At 45.3% G+C, this 16602-nt stretch carries 12 protein-coding genes, 1 tRNA gene and 2 pseudogenes; 7 read left to right on the top strand and 8 right to left on the bottom strand.

All coding sequences use genetic code 11. From position 1 onward, the window contains the following. Positions 1 to 977 precede the first annotated feature (977 nt). Positions 978 to 1955 (top strand): DUF2382 domain-containing protein, encoded by a 978-nt coding sequence (locus NDI33_RS18690; protein WP_190410781.1) that lies wholly within the window; start codon positions 978 to 980, stop codon positions 1953 to 1955. Between the two features lie 163 nt (positions 1956 to 2118). Here NDI33_RS18690 and NDI33_RS18685 read toward each other — a convergent pair whose 3' ends face one another. Next, entirely contained in the window at positions 2119 to 4764 is a 2646-nt protein-coding gene (locus NDI33_RS18685; protein ID WP_190672865.1) for a DUF3536 domain-containing protein, read from the bottom strand. Between the two features lie 492 nt (positions 4765 to 5256). Between NDI33_RS18685 and cax the strand changes: the two genes are divergently transcribed. After that, positions 5257 to 6378: a calcium/proton exchanger gene (gene cax, locus NDI33_RS18680; protein ID WP_190410779.1), complete on the top strand. Its 1122-nt coding sequence runs from the start codon at positions 5257 to 5259 to the stop codon at positions 6376 to 6378. Positions 6379 to 6738: 360 nt separating this feature from the next. Here cax and NDI33_RS18675 read toward each other — a convergent pair whose 3' ends face one another. Both NDI33_RS18675 and ruvB read right to left on the bottom strand, forming a co-directional pair. Beyond that, the gene (locus NDI33_RS18675; RefSeq protein ID WP_190672862.1) at positions 6739 to 7560 is read right to left on the bottom strand and encodes a tetratricopeptide repeat protein; all 822 of its coding nucleotides are present in this window, start codon (positions 7558 to 7560) and stop codon (positions 6739 to 6741) included. A gap of 264 nt (positions 7561 to 7824) precedes the next feature. Next, positions 7825 to 8928, bottom strand: coding sequence for a Holliday junction branch migration DNA helicase RuvB (gene ruvB / locus NDI33_RS18670; RefSeq protein WP_190535590.1), 1104 nt, complete (start codon positions 8926 to 8928; stop codon positions 7825 to 7827). 103 nt (positions 8929 to 9031) lie between these two features. Here ruvB and hisF point away from each other — a divergent pair, with 103 nt between their 5' ends. From hisF to NDI33_RS18655, 3 genes are all read left to right on the top strand, one after another. Then, positions 9032 to 9802, top strand: coding sequence for an imidazole glycerol phosphate synthase subunit HisF (hisF, locus tag NDI33_RS18665; protein ID WP_190426844.1), 771 nt, complete (start codon positions 9032 to 9034; stop codon positions 9800 to 9802). Between the two features lie 102 nt (positions 9803 to 9904). After that, positions 9905 to 10117 carry a hypothetical protein gene (locus NDI33_RS18660; RefSeq protein ID WP_190410773.1) on the top strand — a complete coding sequence of 71 codons (213 nt, stop codon included), beginning with the start codon at positions 9905 to 9907 and terminating at the stop codon, positions 10115 to 10117. A 67-nt stretch (positions 10118 to 10184) separates the two neighbouring features. Then, positions 10185 to 10257: transfer RNA gene (locus NDI33_RS18655), tRNA-Ala, on the top strand. A gap of 214 nt (positions 10258 to 10471) precedes the next feature. Here the strand turns inward: NDI33_RS18655 and NDI33_RS18650 are convergent. The 4 genes from NDI33_RS18650 to NDI33_RS18635 form a co-directional block, all read right to left on the bottom strand. After that, positions 10472 to 11839 carry a TniQ family protein gene (locus tag NDI33_RS18650; protein WP_190672859.1) on the bottom strand — a complete coding sequence of 456 codons (1368 nt, stop codon included), beginning with the start codon at positions 11837 to 11839 and terminating at the stop codon, positions 10472 to 10474. Continuing rightward, entirely contained in the window at positions 11829 to 12980 is a 1152-nt protein-coding gene (locus NDI33_RS18645) for an ATP-binding protein (protein ID WP_190672856.1), read from the bottom strand. Before NDI33_RS18645 ends, NDI33_RS18650 begins: the two co-directional genes overlap by 11 nt. A gap of 2 nt (positions 12981 to 12982) precedes the next feature. After that, complete coding sequence (locus NDI33_RS18640) at positions 12983 to 14347, bottom strand: transposase family protein (RefSeq protein WP_242033016.1); 1365 nt, start codon at positions 14345 to 14347, stop codon at positions 12983 to 12985. A 294-nt stretch (positions 14348 to 14641) separates the two neighbouring features. Beyond that, complete coding sequence (locus tag NDI33_RS18635; protein WP_242033015.1) at positions 14642 to 15679, bottom strand: heteromeric transposase endonuclease subunit TnsA; 1038 nt, start codon at positions 15677 to 15679, stop codon at positions 14642 to 14644. A gap of 254 nt (positions 15680 to 15933) precedes the next feature. Between NDI33_RS18635 and NDI33_RS18630 the strand changes: the two are divergent. Together NDI33_RS18630 and NDI33_RS18625 are read left to right on the top strand one after the other, a co-directional pair. After that, positions 15934 to 16065: pseudogene (locus NDI33_RS18630) on the top strand (helix-turn-helix transcriptional regulator); the annotation flags it as partial. A 191-nt stretch (positions 16066 to 16256) separates the two neighbouring features. After that, on the top strand, positions 16257 to 16505 hold the full coding sequence (locus NDI33_RS18625; protein ID WP_199302292.1) for a TniQ family protein: 249 nt from the start codon (positions 16257 to 16259) through the stop codon (positions 16503 to 16505). Between the two features lie 6 nt (positions 16506 to 16511). Here the strand turns inward: NDI33_RS18625 and NDI33_RS18620 are convergent. Then, positions 16512 to 16602: pseudogene (locus tag NDI33_RS18620) on the bottom strand (IS1 family transposase); the annotation flags it as partial.

Below are 16602 nucleotides of genomic sequence, written 5' to 3'. Positions count from 1 at the left end.
GATTACGGAATCTCCAGAAAGTGTTTTTGCAAACTCTGTACTTCCACGGATGCGCTGTTGAACTGCCCAGTTAGGGTACTCTGCTACTAGAGCGTAAGCGCTATGTAAGCGCTCTTCTAGAGACCGTGTCAAGATATTTCAAGGAGCAGCTCAACAATTGAATCTTAGGTACTTATACTTAATAGATGTAGCGAGATTTTCTACTACTACCAAAGATAGAAAAAATTTATAGGCGAGCAGGCTTAAATAAATTTACAAATCTTAAAATATCAGGGGCACCAAGGCTAGTAAATTGCGTAAGTTTTAATCTGCAAAGATCGACTACAACCTCAATTAAGTTCACAAGATACAGCAATCCTACTCAAGTTGTGATAATTCAGGGCTTGAGATACCCAACTTCTAAGAAGTTGGGTATCTTGCCTTCGGGAATCATTTAGAACTGCTGTAGCAACCTTATTCGACTTGTGAAATATAAAAAACTTCGTAAGCGATGCTGACGTACACAATCTCCGCTTTAGGCGCAAAGAAGGCCAAGGAAAGCTCAGAAGCAGTCTATTAGTTTTACAAAATATTGAATCTAAGATTGCAGGAGCAATTCATCTCATTCAAAAAATGTTAGATGCTTCTCTTAGGTTAAGAATAATTTAATCTTTTGAAGAGTTTATTAATTAAATTCTATATCTATCCATTGAAATATATACATACCTGTCTGCGGGGAGATAGAAAATCAAAACTTGCTGCTTGTTATAGCAAATATACAAAGATAATTGGTAATCATTTGTAAAAAAAACTTATTTTTATTTCTACTTAATAATTAACTGACAAAACCTGAGCGAATGCTTCATAATTGTGCATCCTCTTTAGGGCTTATGTATTGAATTTATTGAAGTCAGTCGCTAGCCAGATGGAGCCAGCATAGAGACTTTTAGCATAGATACATATAGAAATACACAAGAAATTTGGAGGAAAAGAAAAGCATGGTTTTATACAAGCTTGAAGATTTCGACACAGACTATCAAGACACTTTTGGCGGTGAAGACGTTAAGGGATTTGACGTCTATTCAGATATCAGCGATGACAAGGTTGGTAGCGTCAAAAATATCTTAGTTGATGAATCGGGGCGTTTCCGCTATTTAGTTGTTGATACAGGCTTCTGGGTTTTCGGTAAGCAAGTATTGCTACCAGTGGGTCGTTCTCGGATCGACTATGATAATCGGCACGTCTACGCTGTTGGGCTTACCAAAGAGCAAGTAGAAAATTTACCGGAATTTGGCGACGAGCTCAAGGTTGATTACGATTACGAGGAGCAGGTGAGAGGAGTTTATCGCAACTCGGCGGTAGAGCCATCTGTGGAAACATCGGCACCGATAAACACAGCAACACCTTTAGATGCATCTGCACCTTTGGGGGCACCTGTTGTGGAACCTAGTTACGCCGCTCCGATGGCAGGTGCTGTACCTGTTGAGGATAATTATGAAGCTTACGATCGCGATCGCTACAATTATCAGCAAGAGCCATCTTTGTACGATATGAACGATCGGGATCATCAAACCCTCAAGTTGTACGAAGAACGGTTGATTGCTAATAAAACCCGCCAGAAAACAGGCGAGGTAGCGGTTGGTAAACACGTTGAAACTGAGACAGCGCGAGTTTCAGTCCCCATTGAAAGGGAGCGAGTGATCGTTGAGCGCGTGACTCCAGCAGATGCGGGAAGAGCTGTTACTCCGGGCGAAGCTGCCTTCCAGGAAGGGGAAGCTGCACGGGTGGAAATCTACGAAGAAACTCCTAACATTCAAAAGGAAGCTTTTGTACGTGAGGAAGTCAGAATCAGAAAAGAAGTAGATCGTGAAACGGTTAATGCTGAAGAACAGCTTCGTCGAGAAGAACTGGATGTGAATAGTAACGATCTGCCCATTCGGGATCAAAACATCCGCACCGATCGCGATCGCATCTAATCGCGTAGAGGCTACACCCTTTTGAATCTGAAATAATGGGTGAAACGCTTCAAGTGTAAATATTAAGGGGTAGGTTTTTTAACCTACCCCTTAATATTTGAGAGCAGCTAATCGATTCAGGTAATGGGTGATTCGTCGGACAATTCCCCATTACCCGTGACATTTATGACAGTTGATTCAACCAGGGACTGACATCTACACCTAGCTTTTGACCGAGTAATAGCAACTGACGTAGCTGAGACGAATTGCCGTTAGTTTCTGACTCCAGCAGAGGCACAATTTGGCTGTGGAGACAGCTAAAGTAGAGTTCTTGAGGGCGATGCAAAGATAAGCCGAGGTGTAGCTGATTGCCTACAGAAATCATGCGCTCTAAGCGTTGGATATCTGCTTCTAGAGTGGCTGGGTTAGAGTCGTGCAGAAGCTTCCAGAGCGATCGCAAGATCAACTGCTCTAACGTTTGCTTGGCATCGGGAATATTTAGCTGACAACGCAATTGATTCGCTTCTTTCGCGATCGCTTCCAGTTCTGCCAGCTGATTCAAACCTTGCTGGGGTTCACCGTTTTCTTGCTCCAGTGCCCGTAGAGACATCCGGGCGCGGTTAGAAATTGCCACTTCTGCGGCTACTTGCAACTCTTGCGGAACAGGTAGCTCATCGCGCTGGAACGCCATCAAGATGCCGTAGTTATCCCGGTAAACCTGCGTATAAAGCTGGTCTAAGCGCGTTAAAGTTTTCTGACTCAGCAGCCGCATAATCCGGTGCCGTTCCTCAGCAAATAATTTCTGCAAATTGAATGAATTACCCCCAAATAGTTGGGACATCGCCAGGATCGCGTGAGCAGCACTAGCCTGTTGCAGAGCCGCAAACAGCTTTTCTTTCATCTGGCTATAAGTGCGGCGACCGGCAAACGGTTGAATGCAGCAGTGGAAATCCCAGCCGCCCAAATGAAGAACGGCAAAGACTAAATGAGTACTTTCCCAGGTAATTTCTGAAGTTAGTCGCAGTTGCCCCACCGCTAGAGTCAGCGATCCCATGCGTTGCATCTGGTAATCCAACTGATGAGCATCGTAACAGTAGACCCGCTGTTGTTGGGGATAGGTAGTGAATAGGGAACTGATGGCATAGTGTGCTGCCACTTGCTCTATACCAATCTGGGCACTGACTACCAGTTGCCGGTACACCTCAGCTCCGTGCTTGAATAAATCAACATTACTGGGAGCTTGGGAGAGGCGTTTGATAAATCCTTTTTCCAACTGCACACCAGAGACATCACCGGCAAGTTCCAATGCTCTAGCGGCGTAGCGGAGAATCTGCGTTCCTTCGGGTCTTGAGAGTTCTTCAAAGAACCAGCCGCAACTGGTGTACATCAGCAGACTATGGCGCTGCATCTCTAATAGGCGCAGGGCGTCTACTTGTTCTGATGGTGTTAGTTTGCGGGTGCGATGGCGGGCGAGGAAGCGCTCTACATTGGCAGGAGAGCGATCGCGAATTACGTGGATATATTCATCCCGTGTCGCCCAGGGATCGCGGAAGAACTGGCGACCCGTTTCTTCATAAACTTTGCTTAACTGATCCCGCAACCAATCTAGGGCATTCCGCAGGGGACGCCGCCATTTTTGGTGCCAAACGCCACCTTCGCCACCGCAACCGCAATCATCCTGCCATCGATTCACTCCGTGAGCGCAACTCCAAGCGGTGACTGGCTTCAGTTCCACTTCCCAGGTGGGAGGATTCAGACTCAGGTAATGGGCATAGTTGGTGACAGTCCAGCCGCGCCGGGGAAACTCTTCTACAAACGCAAAGGCTAAAGTTTTCTCTGTCCCGCTTTTGTGATGTCCAAAAGTTTCGCCATCTGTGCCAACAGAGATGAGCTGCGAAGTCCGGCGATCCCCGCGCACGGCTGAACCGATGCGCCCAGCTAGCGTACCCGCCCAGCCCAGGACATCGTTAAATCCCATGTCCCGCGAGATCGGGCCATCGTAGAAAAAGATATCGATGTAAGGGGTATCTGGGGTTTGGTTGGTGGGGAATGAATACTCAGGGCTAAGGGGTGAATCTTGCGTGCTGAGTGTGGGTTTTAGATAACAGCGATAAGGACGGGTAGGATCGATTTGAGAACCGCCCACTTCCAACCATTGAGTCACAGGCTGCTCGTCTGTGGGGATCGGTCGGCAACGTTCAGCTTGAGAAGGTGCTAAAACAATGAATTTAATTCCTTCTGCAACCAATGCTTCTAAGGTTGCATAGTCAACGGCAGTTTCAGCCAGCCACATTCCTTCGGGATCGCGCCCAAATCGGGAACGGAAGTCTTCTTTACCCCAGCGGATTTGGGTGTACTTATCCCGCTCGTTGGCAAGCGGCATGATGATGTGATTGTAAACTTGCGCGATCGCATTGCCGTGTCCGTTCAGGCGATTGCTACTTTTGCGATCCGCTTCCAGAATTCGCTGATATACCTCCACGTCGTAGCGTTCCAGCCACGACATCAATGTGGGACCAATATTAAAGCTGAAATACTCATAGTTATTCACGATCCCCACGACTTCGCCCCGGTCATTTAGCACTCTGGCAAAGGCATTCGGGCGATAGCATTCATGGTGAATCCGCTCATTCCAGTCATGGAACGGAGACGCACTCGGCTGCCGTTCAATCGCATCTAAATAAGGGTTTTCGCGGGGCGGTTGGTAAAAATGACCGTGAACCGTAACATAAACGCCGGTAGCCGTTTGCAGGGGATCGGTTGCTACACTGGTGTTTGCTGTTCCCTCAGCAGAATACTGTGAAGCTGGTCTTTCAGCAGCAGAAGTCATAGGATCGCATCCAAAATTAGTAAAAAATTAGGGTCAATAACTTATCTAGATAGACTGAGCATCCCCGCGTTTACTTTAACGCCAGGGAAACAGCAAGTTAAATCAGTCCATCTGGAGAAGGCGAAGACTCACCACCCAAACATGGTAAAGACTCTTGGGGGCGAAGCCTTCTCTCCTTAAATGGGGGGATCAAAGCAATCGGTTTAACATCCAATTATTTTGCCCGTACCGATGAGCAACTGCCTGTGCCCCATGCCGGTAACGGTCAATGAACAAAATTGAAAAGCCAGGATAGTTACTTGTTACTTACATGATTCAAGCGTAATGCTGCCATGCTTGGAACACTAACTTCATGCAAATGAATAGTAAATTAACTTTGCTTAAGGAATCCTGCGTCTAAAGAAATATTCTGTTACATACTCAAAGACTGAAAGAAGCCAGAACACTCAACAAGCGGCTATCCTAGACACGAGCTAAATACGAATAATTTGGATGCTGTCTCTAAACACGCTTTTTTCCATTCTTTTGTTGTTTATCCCTATTTCCATTACGGCCCACTTTCTGGAATGGGGATCGTCAGTCGTCTTCATCACCGCTTGTCTGGGGATTATTCCCCTTGCCGCTTGGATGGGCACCGCCACAGAGGAAATCGCGGTTGTTCTTGGCCCCTCCTTGGGAGGACTGCTGAATGCTACTTTTGGCAACGCCACCGAACTAATTATCTCCCTCGTTGCCCTCAACGCGGGGCTGGTGGATGTCGTCAAAGCGAGTATCACCGGCTCTATTATCAGCAACTTACTCCTGGTCATGGGCTTTTCCATGCTATTGGGGGGCTTGCGCTTCAAAGAGCAGGAATTTCAGCCAATGGTGGCAGGGGTAAATGCCTCGGCAATGAACCTAGCAGTGATTGCAATGCTGTTACCAACCGCGATGGACTATACCTCCACCGGGATTGATGAAGCCATCGTCCAGCAACTTTCCGTCGCCGTTGCCGTAGTATTAATCGGAGTCTATGGGTTGACGCTGCTATTTTCGATGAAGACCCACAGCTATCTCTACGATGCGGGTGTGGCAGAACAGGAGATACTTACTGAGTTAGCTGAGTCAAATCTCGCTCCAGAAGATCCGGAACACAAAGTTAACCTGCCCCTATGGATTGGAGTGCTATTAGGCGCAACGCTACTGGTTGCGGCGGAGTCGGAACTATTGGTTTCCTCCTTGGAAGAAGCCACCTCCCAACTGGGTCTGACGGCGCTGTTTACAGGGGTGATCCTGGTTCCGATTATTGGCAATGCTGCCGAACACGCCACCGCTGTCACCGTAGCGATGAAAAATAAGATGGATCTTTCTATCTCAGTGGCGGTAGGTTCTAGCTTGCAAATTGCCTTATTTGTGGCTCCGGTTCTCGTTCTGACAGGTTGGGCGTTGCACAAACCGATGGATTTGGACTTCAACCCCTTTGAATTGGTAGCAGTAGCGGTGTCGGTACTCATTGCCAATTCGATTAGTTCTGATGGCAAGTCGAACTGGTTAGAAGGTACGCTGCTATTGGCTGCTTATGCAATTTTGGCGTTGGCTTTTTACTTCCACCCAGTCATGGGGGGGATTGGGTAGAAAGACAAAAGGTAAAAGTTCTTTCTTCGAGCTTTTGTGTTTTGTGATGACTCCTCCGGCGTCTATCGACCGTTGAAAAAGGCGATCGCTAACCTGAATGGGTGATTCTTTTTTACCTGGCAGGGTGAGGGGGAAGCGTGGCAAAGCAGATTACCTTGGAACTGTAGAAAAGTTTTGATTTGCTTCCAGGTCATCCCTAGAAGTGAATCAAAACCGCGATCGCCCTTTCTCACTAAACGCGATCGCTATCTCTATACAGAAACTCTATACGGAAAATTCCTCAATCAAAAAACCGCTTTCTTAAAGAAGGCGGTTTTCTGATATTTGTGGCACAAACCTTGGCGCTAATTGCAATCGCCCTTATTGTAGACTCAGAAATTTCTCTAAAGCGGCAACCATGACTGGAGGCCAACGGCGGACATTTTTCACCCAGTCAATATCTTTATAGCGACGATCGATTCCGACAACCGCAACCCAGTTACTTTCGGCTTCACCCCGATTTCCCTGTTCCCAGAGAGCAGCGGTGAGGGCAGCCCGCATATCAGGAAACTGGGGGTATTTGCGAACAATATTCTTCATAGTGCGAATCGCTTCTTTTTGCTCGCCCATTTGATACAGAGCGATCGCATAATTGGCTCTGGCAAACGCAAAATTGGGAGCGAGATCGGCTGCTTTTTTGTAGTCAGCGATCGCTTCCTCCCACTCGCCCAATCCCGCTTTGGCATTCCCCCGGTTGTTGTAAGCCATTGCATCCTTGGGATCGATTTCCAGCACCCGATTGTAATCGGCGATCGCTTCCAAATATTTTCCCTGTCCTTCTAATGCCGTACCGCGATTCAGATAGGGATCGGTGGCGTTCGGGGCGAGTTCAATAGATTTATTAAAGTCAGCGATCGCCTCTGACAATTTATTCTGGCTTACCTTGGAATTTCCCCGATTGCTCCAAATAGCCGGATTAGCGGGAAATCGCTCAATCAGTTGTGTCCAAAGCCCTTCAGCCGTAACAAAATCACCGGCATTTGTCGCAGTAAATGCTTTAGCCGCTAGTTCGTCTCCTTCCTGCAACTCAGTTTCCGTGTAAGTGGAAGGTTGTTCTTGGGCGATCGCTAGCGGCGCATTCACGAACCCAGTTGAAACAGTAATAAACAGAATGCTCAGTAAAGTCAGAATCCAACGAATCATATTATCTTGGCTTTTAGATTTTGGTAGCATAGGCGCTGCCCAGCAGAAAGCTATCGCGGTTCTCCCTTTGTTGCAATACACACTTCGTCACTTCACCCCCAACCCCTCACCGAAAAGCGGACTGTATTCAAACCCTCCTCGCTTGCGGGGAGGGGCAGGGGTGGGGTCAAACGGTACTTGCATCCAAACGAGAATTGCGATAATCCGTAGGCAATGCCCATCCTACTACTGCTGTATTCGTCATTTGTCTTTAGCTTATTATCCTTAGAATAATGACGAATCATATCCTAAGTGCTTTCGGGCTGCTGGAGTGGCAATGCGACCGCGAGGCGTGCGGTGCAAATAGCCAATCTGCAATAAATACGGCTCGTAGACATCTTCAATTGTTTGGGCATCTTCCCCTGTGGCGGCGGCGATCGCTTCCAAGCCTACAGGTCCCCCATTAAATTGTTCTATCATCACGGTCAGCATCAACCGATCTGCCCAATCTAAACCCATCGGATCTACACCGAAGACTTCCAAAGCTTCCACCGCAATAGGTTGTGTAATTTCCCCAACTTTTTTTACCTGAGCAAAATCTCGCACTCGTTTTAAAAGGCGATTGGCAATTCGGGGAGTTCCACGGGAACGACGGGCAATTTCTTCAGCACCATCCGGCGTAACCGGGGCTTGGATCACTTCAGCAGTCCGCTGCACAATCAAAATCAGTTCATCCAACTCATAAAAGCGTAACCGTTGAATTAAACCAAAGCGATCGCGCAACGGTGACGACAGCGAACCTACCCGCGTTGTTGCTCCCACAAGCGTAAAGGGTGGTAGCGGCAAGCTGCGAGTTTTCGCGCTTTGACCCTTCCCAATCGTAATATCTAACCGAAAATCCTCCATTGCCGGATATAGCAATTCCTCCGTCATCCGACTCAATCGGTGGATTTCGTCAATAAATATAATATCTCCCGGCTTCAGGCTCATCAGTATCCCTACAATATCGCGGGGACGCTCCAAAGCGGGTGCAGATGTGATTTTACAAGTGGTTCCCATCTCCGTCGCTAAAATCAGCGACATCGTGGTTTTTCCCAAACCCGGCGGGCCATACAGCAGCAAGTGATCCATCGACTCGTCTCTGCCTTTTGCCGCTTGAATCGCAATTTCTAGAACGCCCTTGAGGTCTTTTTGCCCGATATAGTCAGCCAGCCGCTGGGGTCGCAGACCTTCTTCCTGCTTCTCGGTTTCGTCCATTGCGACAGTTGGCTGTAATAACTCTTCAACCGTTTCCTCTGGCTGAGATTTGCGGCGTCCCCCTGGCTTTCGGCGTTCCTGGGGTTTCCCGTTGGGTTCTTGAGGCTGTTGTTTAGAAGAAATTATCGCCATGATTAAAAATTTATTTTAAAAACAATACCAAGACATGAAGACACAGAAGGTCTAGAGTGTATAGGCTTTCATTATCATTACATCGGGGAACCAGAGGATTGTCATGCTTGCAAAAAGAATACTGCCTTGCTTAGATGTGAAAGCGGGGCGAGTTGTCAAAGGGGTTAACTTTGTCAATCTCCAGGATGCTGGCGATCCGGTGGAACTGGCACAAGCTTATAATCAGGCGGGTGCGGATGAGTTGGTGTTTCTGGATATTACTGCCACTCACGAAGACCGGGGCATCATTCTGGATGTGGTATATCGCACCGCTGAGCAGGTATTTATCCCCCTTACCGTGGGCGGGGGAATTCAATCCTTAGAAAATATTAAACAATTGTTAAGGGCTGGCGCAGACAAAGTCAGCATTAACTCGGCGGCGGTACGCGATCCAGAGTTGATCGATCGGGCGAGCGATCGCTTCGGCAATCAGTGCATTGTGGTAGCAATTGATGCACGAAAACGACAAGACCCCACCAACCCCGGTTGGGATGTTTACGTGCGGGGCGGGCGAGAAAACACAGGCATCGATGCGATCAATTGGGCGCAAGAAGTCGAGCAACGCGGCGCGGGCGAACTGCTCGTTACCAGTATGGACGCCGATGGAACTAAAGCTGGCTATGACTTAGAGCTTACGCGCACTATAGCGGAACAAGTACAAATTCCAGTAATTGCCTCTGGTGGGGCTGGTAACACGAGTCACATTTATGACGCCTTAACGGAAGGGAAAGCGGAAGCTGCCCTGCTGGCTTCCCTCCTGCATTACGGAGAACTCACTGTATCAGAAATTAAAAACTATCTCGTAGAGCATCAAGTGCCGGTGCGGCTTTTGTAAAAGCGAAACTTCTTCCTTCTGGAAGAAGCGGGGTTGGCTTTGTAGCATCAATCTGTTCGGTTGTATATATTAGAATAAAGGAAGTGTTACAAAACGTAAATTATGTTAGTTGGTATTTTAATTTTTGATGTGGCTCTGGTGGCGTGGTCGCTGCACCTGATGCAGGAAGCCTTCGACCAACAGGAGTTCTCTTTAATGCTTGCTGGCACCCTGGTGGCGCTATCCGCAGCCGCCATGCTAGTTGTATATTTCCTGATGAACAGCTACATGGGTTATATCAGCCATCTTGCTCAACACCCCTGTTCGTTTTATTAATTTATCGTTGCTGAAATTTTACTTGACGACTTGCGAATTTTTAAGGCATAATCATAAAGCACCGTAAGGGGTTATAGCTCAGTTGGTAGAGCACCTCAATGGCATTGAGGGGGTCAGCGGTTCGAATCCGCTTAGCTCCATAAGAATAAACCTCACCCCCAACCCCTCTTTTGTGACTTTACCCATAAGTTTGCCGCAGCGGCAGGCTTATGCTTCCAATAAAGGACGGCAAAGTTATGGTTCCAGCAAAGGGATGATTGGGAGCAGGCAAGAGAAAGCTATTTATCTCCCGCCGCCCGTTTGGACTACAAACTAGATTGAGGGGATGATTGGGAGCAGGCAAGAGAAAGCTGTTTATAGCCCAAGCTCACGATGCACTTCCTTGAGAGCTAGCCTAACTTTTTTATCTCGGAAGTGTCCTGGCTTAGACACTAGGTTTGAAATAAGAGATTCGTTGGGATATTTACCCTGATTATATAAATCAACAGCAATCCTTCGTACTTCCTCGCAACATTCTTCAATTGCTTTGGCATAGCCATCTTTTTGATAAGCAACGTACTTGGCAGAAATAGCACGGCAGAAATCCGGAAAATGTCTGTAAATTGTTCTTCTGTGACATCCTAGTTGCCTAGCCACTTCCTCCATAGATGAAGGTGTAGACTCACTATCTGCAAGTATCACTTCTAAATATTGTTGAACTCTATCAGCCTCAAATGGCTTACTCTTTGCTCTTAGCCTCGTCTTAGGTGTAGCTGTTAACAAATGATTTGCTGAGCAAAATTTAACAACTTTTTGTGTCAGAAAATCTACAATTGACACCTGTAGAGCATAGCAAATTCTTACGAGTGTTTCGAGGGAAGGTAAATTTTCCCCTTTACACCAAAGCCAAACTGTATTTCTAGGTAAGTGAAGTTGACGAGCAAACGCCGCTATGTTCCCTTGTGTGATTTTATCTACACACATAGATAGAGTTATAGCAATGGTGTTAGAAGGTAGGGGAGAGATAAGGTAGGGAGTGGCGGCAATTAGCTCTCCAACAGCAGAAGTAATCCATATTTTCTGTTTTAATTCGTCTTTTGTTAAAGCGTTGCTATTAGCTGGTTCAGGATCAAGAGTAGACCCTAGCCACTCTCCACATTTTGAGCAAAATCCTGGTCGAGATCGCCAAGCTAGTGGAATATTTTTTTGATGGCAATAAGGACACTGAAAAATCAAGGTTCGTTGGTGATAAGGGCAGACTTTCACAGTATCTATTAACCAGAGCAAAGGTTCATAAACCGCTTGTTTATTTTTATGCCAACCTTGATAACAATCTGGACACCAAGCACGAACAGAGCGAAGCAAATTCCTTGAAGGAAATAGTTCACGCCAAGTTAGTAAAGTCAGAAAGCGCAAGTCATCTCGTAGCGTCATTTTTTGTAGAGCTTGAACTAAATCCATTGCCATCACCCCGCTACCATTGAGTGCGGCGGTATAATTATATATCCTGTGTAAATTTGCACCTCCATACTCTTTATTTATAAGTGGCGCAAGTTCTCTTTCCATCAAAACCCCGCAAGCAACACAATGAACTTCAGCTAGACGAGCAATATAACCAGTTAAGCTTTCCACAAATGGAGTACCCACACCAACTGGTTCTAGCTGATAGAAGCGACTGCGGGATGGTATGCAAACCTTTTTTAAGTTCCAAGATTCGTAAGCTGTTAATCCATTAGCTAACATCTTGTTGCACTCCGATGGGATCTCTTTTAGGTTTGCGTTTGCCAACCTTTCCTGGCGGACGAGTAGTTTTTGGGATTTCTTCGGGTAGCCCCATTGGTTTTGTTCCAAGTCCTAAAAGAGAGCGTAAGTTTTGTACATCTGTTTCTGTTTCGGATAATTGTCGTTCGCCTTCTTGAATTTCTTTAAACATCCTCTGGCACTGGGCAACTGACCAAGCACGTTTTTGTAAGTCCTTGAGTATGACGGTTGTTGCTTCTCTGTCTAGGGCATCTTTAAGAGCGCGTGTTAGCCAATTTTTCAATATGCCAACACATCCTAAAGTCCGTTCATAAAAATATTCCCAATGACTAACTAAATCTGGAGTTTCTGCAAGTGGCATTTGCCCTTGGAAAGTTAATAATACACTTTTGAAAGCTTCTATATCCTCTGGATTGTCAGCACAATAACGGCGGAAATGAATATCGACGCTACGGCGTGAGAGTTGACCACTTAAATTACGAAATGTCAGTAGTTCGTATGTTCCCAATAGGCAGTGCAAGATGCCTGTCATATTTGCTAGAGATTTGAGGCAGTCTAATTGATCTTGTAGCTTGTATCCGCTTGCCATCTTGCTAAAATGTTGTGCTTCATCTACAAAAAATACGTCTGGATGACGGTGGATGAGAGCATTTTCTAAAGCTCTGCGTAGAGCAGGTGCAACTACTTTCGACTCAACATTAATTTTTCCGAAATTATCGCGATAGATGCCACGCACATTGTAATCAAACTTGTGATCGATTAAGGGTTCTTCTAAGGCGATTAAGGCGCGTGTGTAGTAATCTTTCCAGTTGAAGTTTCTCGATTCTGGGGCTACAGCTTCAACACCAACAACAGGAACACGACTGCGATCGCTTTCTAGTTTAGGTAATGCTAGTTCTGTTAATTTCTGCTCAACACGAAGTCGCAAAGTTGTTTTACCAACACCACTAGGACCATAAACAAAGATAAATGAAGCTCCTGCGGGTTCCACAATTGTTCGCATGAGAATTTCATTGACTTCTCTAAGTCGAGGATGCGCTACTGTGTAATTTTCAAAGTACGCAAGCCTTTCTGTAGCAGGTTGTGTCAGAAGTTCAGGGGGGAATCCAGTAGATTCTGTCATAATTAAAACCTCTCGTAAACTACAAGTGTCTCTGGAACAGGTGCTTCATCTTCAGCCACTTGAGTATCAGCATTTTCAAAAGTAACTTGATTAACCTTTGGTTGTTCGTTACGGATTGTTGTCGCTTTTCCGCCCTCAATTACCTTAAAGATTTCCCTGGCTTCTGCATCATAGGAACGCTGTTCTAGTAGAGCTTCTTGTGCCTCTACCGATGCTAAAAATTCTGCTAAATTCTTGGCTGAAACTTTAGATTGTCGTCCATGATTTGAAGAGCGTTTGCGTAATTCAGCACTAGCTAACTTCAGTTCTTTTTCTGAGCGAGCTTGGAGTTCTGCATAATATTGAGAAATACATTGTACCCACTGTCCTCGAACAAAGGCATAAGCGATACCAATATTAAACGGGTCATATCTTATCTGAACAGAGGTATTTTCAATTTGCGGGTCGCGAAAACTATTAGACCAGTAGTAAATTGAGTTAATTTTTACGCCGCGTCCAATTTGAACTTTCGCTTTTCTATCTGAGGTGGTAGGTAGGGTAAGAATCTGAAAGTTTTCATCGTAAGGAATCATGCGGTGAACCCGACTGCCACCAATCACCATACCCGCAGCAAACGCATCCCTCGGACTCTGGAAAAATGCTGGATGTTCGTCTGTATCGTAAACTTCGTAAGCCCAAGCACAAAGATATTCATAAAGTAAACCAAGTGTCCATACAGCTTGATTTTTAGGATTAACTGACTTGGTGACTTGGCGGACGTTACGAGTTATTTGTGTATTACCGAGTAAGTTATGGACAAATTGAGTATTGGAAGTTCCAAATAGGCGTTCGCAAACCGAACCAAAACGAGCTTTGGCTGGAGGTCTGTGCTTTTTTGTACATTCAAAAGTAGCTAGTAGTGTTTCAAAATAAAGGCTGTGAAACTCTGCACCGTTATCTACCACTACAATTTGGGGAAGCCTACCATGACGTTTGACACAAATTCTTACCACCATTAAGCAAGAACGATATGAGGGTGAATCAAACGTTAGGTAAACTGCCAGCAATCGCCGTGAGTAAGCATCTACGAGAAATGTTGCCCAAGGTCTGCCAAGATTGCGACCTGTACGAGAGCAAACTAGCTCTACATCTAACTGAGTATGATCTATATGCCCAATTTCAAAGGGGCGATCGCCATGTCTTGGGGTAGTTTGGGTAAGTTCCCAATAGAATGATTCCTGTTGATAAGCGGCACGGCGACCTTGGCGTTTTTTAGTCTGTTCGTAACCAGTACGGCGTTTTACTTCTTGAGTAAATGTTTTGTAACTCGGAGCAATTACACCAGATTGTTCGCAAGCTCGAACTAAAGCCCCGTAAACCTCCCACATTCTTTTTTGTTTAAGAGTTTCATAGTCTTCTAAGATGAACCTCTCTATAATTGCGAAGGTATCTTCAGGCAGCTTGCGCTGACGATTACCCTTAGCACTGCGATGGGACAAAAGCCCAATATAGCCGCAACCGTATTTTTGAAGTGCAGCTAGATATTTAGCTTTCCAGTGACGAATGGTACGGGCTGGTATCGTTTCGTTTTCTGGGGGATGTCCGTTTAAGTAAGGTTCGATAGTTTTGTAGCGTTCAAGGGCTTCTGCTTGGTCTTCAGGACTAGCTTGATAAAATCGCTGTCAAGATTCTGTGCTAATAGCTGTTTTGTCTGGTATGTCGAGACTGGTGATTTCTCCTTGGCGAACCAGATTCTCAAATTCAGCTTTTTCAAGTTCAAATAACTTATTATTTTCTGTGCGAAGTGTAACCTTTGTTTCTCCAACAAGGATGATATTTAACCCTTTGCTGTCCCAACTAACAGCCGTTCCAGTGACTATATTGATTACAGGAGAGATAGCCGGAAGATTTGCACTTGGCTGTTCAACCATTAATCTATAAGCACTAGCAGTTTGTTCGTCACGGAAGATTAGACATCTTTCTGGTTCAGCAATTGGTGTAGCATTTAAATCAATATAGATTTGTTCTTGAGTAATTAAGATGTAGATATCGTCAGATTTAGCTCCTGTTGACTGATTGAGTAATTCAGCTAAAGTTATTCCTGGTTGAGATGAGACAATTGAAAGCACGGATTGAGCGATCTCTTCTTCCACTACTAGAGATTTTGCTCGATAATAATCTTCTAAAAATTGCAGATTACGTTGCAGATTCCAATTGATTCCCTTATCTGAACGAATGCGGTAATAAAGCCCAAACTGGTTAGCATAGACTTCTCCTGGCGGGCAATGCCATTGATTATCTTCTTGAGAGTAAAAGTAACGATTGGGGCTTTTCTCTGCTAGCTTTTTTAAGTCCTGCTCAGTTTTACACTCTTCCCAACCAGCCGAATTGGTTCGGATAACAAAGAAATCTGGGGTGTGTAAAACACCTAACTTACGTCCGTTACTTGCTTGATAGTCAAGTTTAATTGGTGGTGGTTGATCGTAGAATTCTAGAACATCTTCATCGTGTTCTAACTGATAGATAATTGGCAGTTCAACCCGATGAGACTCAAATTGAATTGTGACTCCCATCTGGCGACTAGGGTAGCGTCCCGAAACATTCTTACTCCCGCCACCAACGCGACGAGATGGCTCAGACAAGCGAACTTTCTCAATAATTTTTTGCCCTCCCTCGGATATTTGAAGGCGAGCAACCCATTGTTCAAATTGCTCTTTCATATAGTTCTTCACTCTGCACTTGATTTTACGAATCTATAAAAATAAGACCATAAAGTTAGGAACTTGCGTGTCTGATGCTATAATACTTAACTTTATAACACTTATAGTGTGCAAAAGCCCACTGATAGTAGATAGATTTAACGGCGATACTGGTTCAGTATTGTTTTGTGACACAGAAACACCCCAGTATTGAATACCGCTTTGGCAAAGCGATTAGGCGGCGAAGGCGAGAGCTAGATTTATCCTAAGAAGAACTGGCTGAAAGGTCAGGGCTTCATCGCAACTACATCTCAGGTATCGAAAACGGAGAGCGTAACCCTTCGTTAAAAAATATTGTTAAGTTGGCGGCAGCTTTGGAGATATCTGTCTCCGATCTCTTTGTTAATTACAGCATTGAGGTTAAGAGTAAATCGGAAACTACCCCCTTCCCTCCAGAAGAATACCGATTGAATAAACCACGAAGACGCAAAGAACACGAAGAAAGAAAAGGATAGGTAATCTTGTCGTGGGAAGGGAGTAATTCCTGAAATTTGGCTATTAAAACTAAAGTACCAGCGTTTAGATTAATTTAAGAGGGATGGCTATTTACTCAGAACATTGGAGTTTAAAACCTCTAGAAATCCCGCAACGGAGTCGGTTATTTTCTCTTGAACCTGTGGCGGTGGGAACTCCCTACACAGAAAGTCTGAGTAGCTATCTCAATCGTTTAGCGCAAGAGCATTGTTTAACCTCTCAGAAGCTGATTATGGGAGAAATTGCTCCACTTATCCTTAAAGATGAGGATAAATCTGAACTATTGGCAAAAAATTTGGGTAGTGGTGAATAGTAATGGTTAAGAGCGAAGGGAGGCGTTGTAATGATGCACAAAATACCAAATCGCACCAATGTGATTACTCAACTTCTTGGAGAACGATAAGGTTTTA

The organism is Trichocoleus sp. DQ-A1 (assembly GCF_039961955.1).
Taxonomy (GTDB): Bacteria; Cyanobacteriota; Cyanobacteriia; order Cyanobacteriales; family FACHB-T130; genus FACHB-T130.
This window is presented reverse-complemented; position numbering and strand designations above follow the sequence as displayed.

Bases quoted from the DNA above. Each gene is read 5' to 3' on its own strand.
- NDI33_RS18645 (WP_190672856.1), bottom strand. From the start codon at position 12,980: ATGACAGAATCTACTGGATTCCCCCCTGAACTTCTGACACAACCTGCT.
- hisF (WP_190426844.1), top strand. From the start codon at position 9,032: ATGCTTGCAAAAAGAATACTGCCTTGCTTAGATGTGAAAGCGGGGCGA.
- ruvB (WP_190535590.1), bottom strand. From the start codon at position 8,928: ATGGCGATAATTTCTTCTAAACAACAGCCTCAAGAACCCAACGGGAAA.
- NDI33_RS18625 (WP_199302292.1), top strand. From the start codon at position 16,257: ATGGCTATTTACTCAGAACATTGGAGTTTAAAACCTCTAGAAATCCCG.
- cax (WP_190410779.1), top strand. From the start codon at position 5,257: ATGCTGTCTCTAAACACGCTTTTTTCCATTCTTTTGTTGTTTATCCCT.
- NDI33_RS18675 (WP_190672862.1), bottom strand. From the start codon at position 7,560: ATGATTCGTTGGATTCTGACTTTACTGAGCATTCTGTTTATTACTGTT.
- NDI33_RS18650 (WP_190672859.1), bottom strand. From the start codon at position 11,839: ATGTTAGCTAATGGATTAACAGCTTACGAATCTTGGAACTTAAAAAAG.
- NDI33_RS18690 (WP_190410781.1), top strand. From the start codon at position 978: ATGGTTTTATACAAGCTTGAAGATTTCGACACAGACTATCAAGACACT.
- NDI33_RS18660 (WP_190410773.1), top strand. From the start codon at position 9,905: ATGTTAGTTGGTATTTTAATTTTTGATGTGGCTCTGGTGGCGTGGTCG.
- NDI33_RS18635 (WP_242033015.1), bottom strand. From the start codon at position 15,679: ATGAAAGAGCAATTTGAACAATGGGTTGCTCGCCTTCAAATATCCGAG.
- NDI33_RS18685 (WP_190672865.1), bottom strand. From the start codon at position 4,764: ATGACTTCTGCTGCTGAAAGACCAGCTTCACAGTATTCTGCTGAGGGA.
- NDI33_RS18640 (WP_242033016.1), bottom strand. From the start codon at position 14,347: ATGTGGGAGGTTTACGGGGCTTTAGTTCGAGCTTGCGAACAATCTGGT.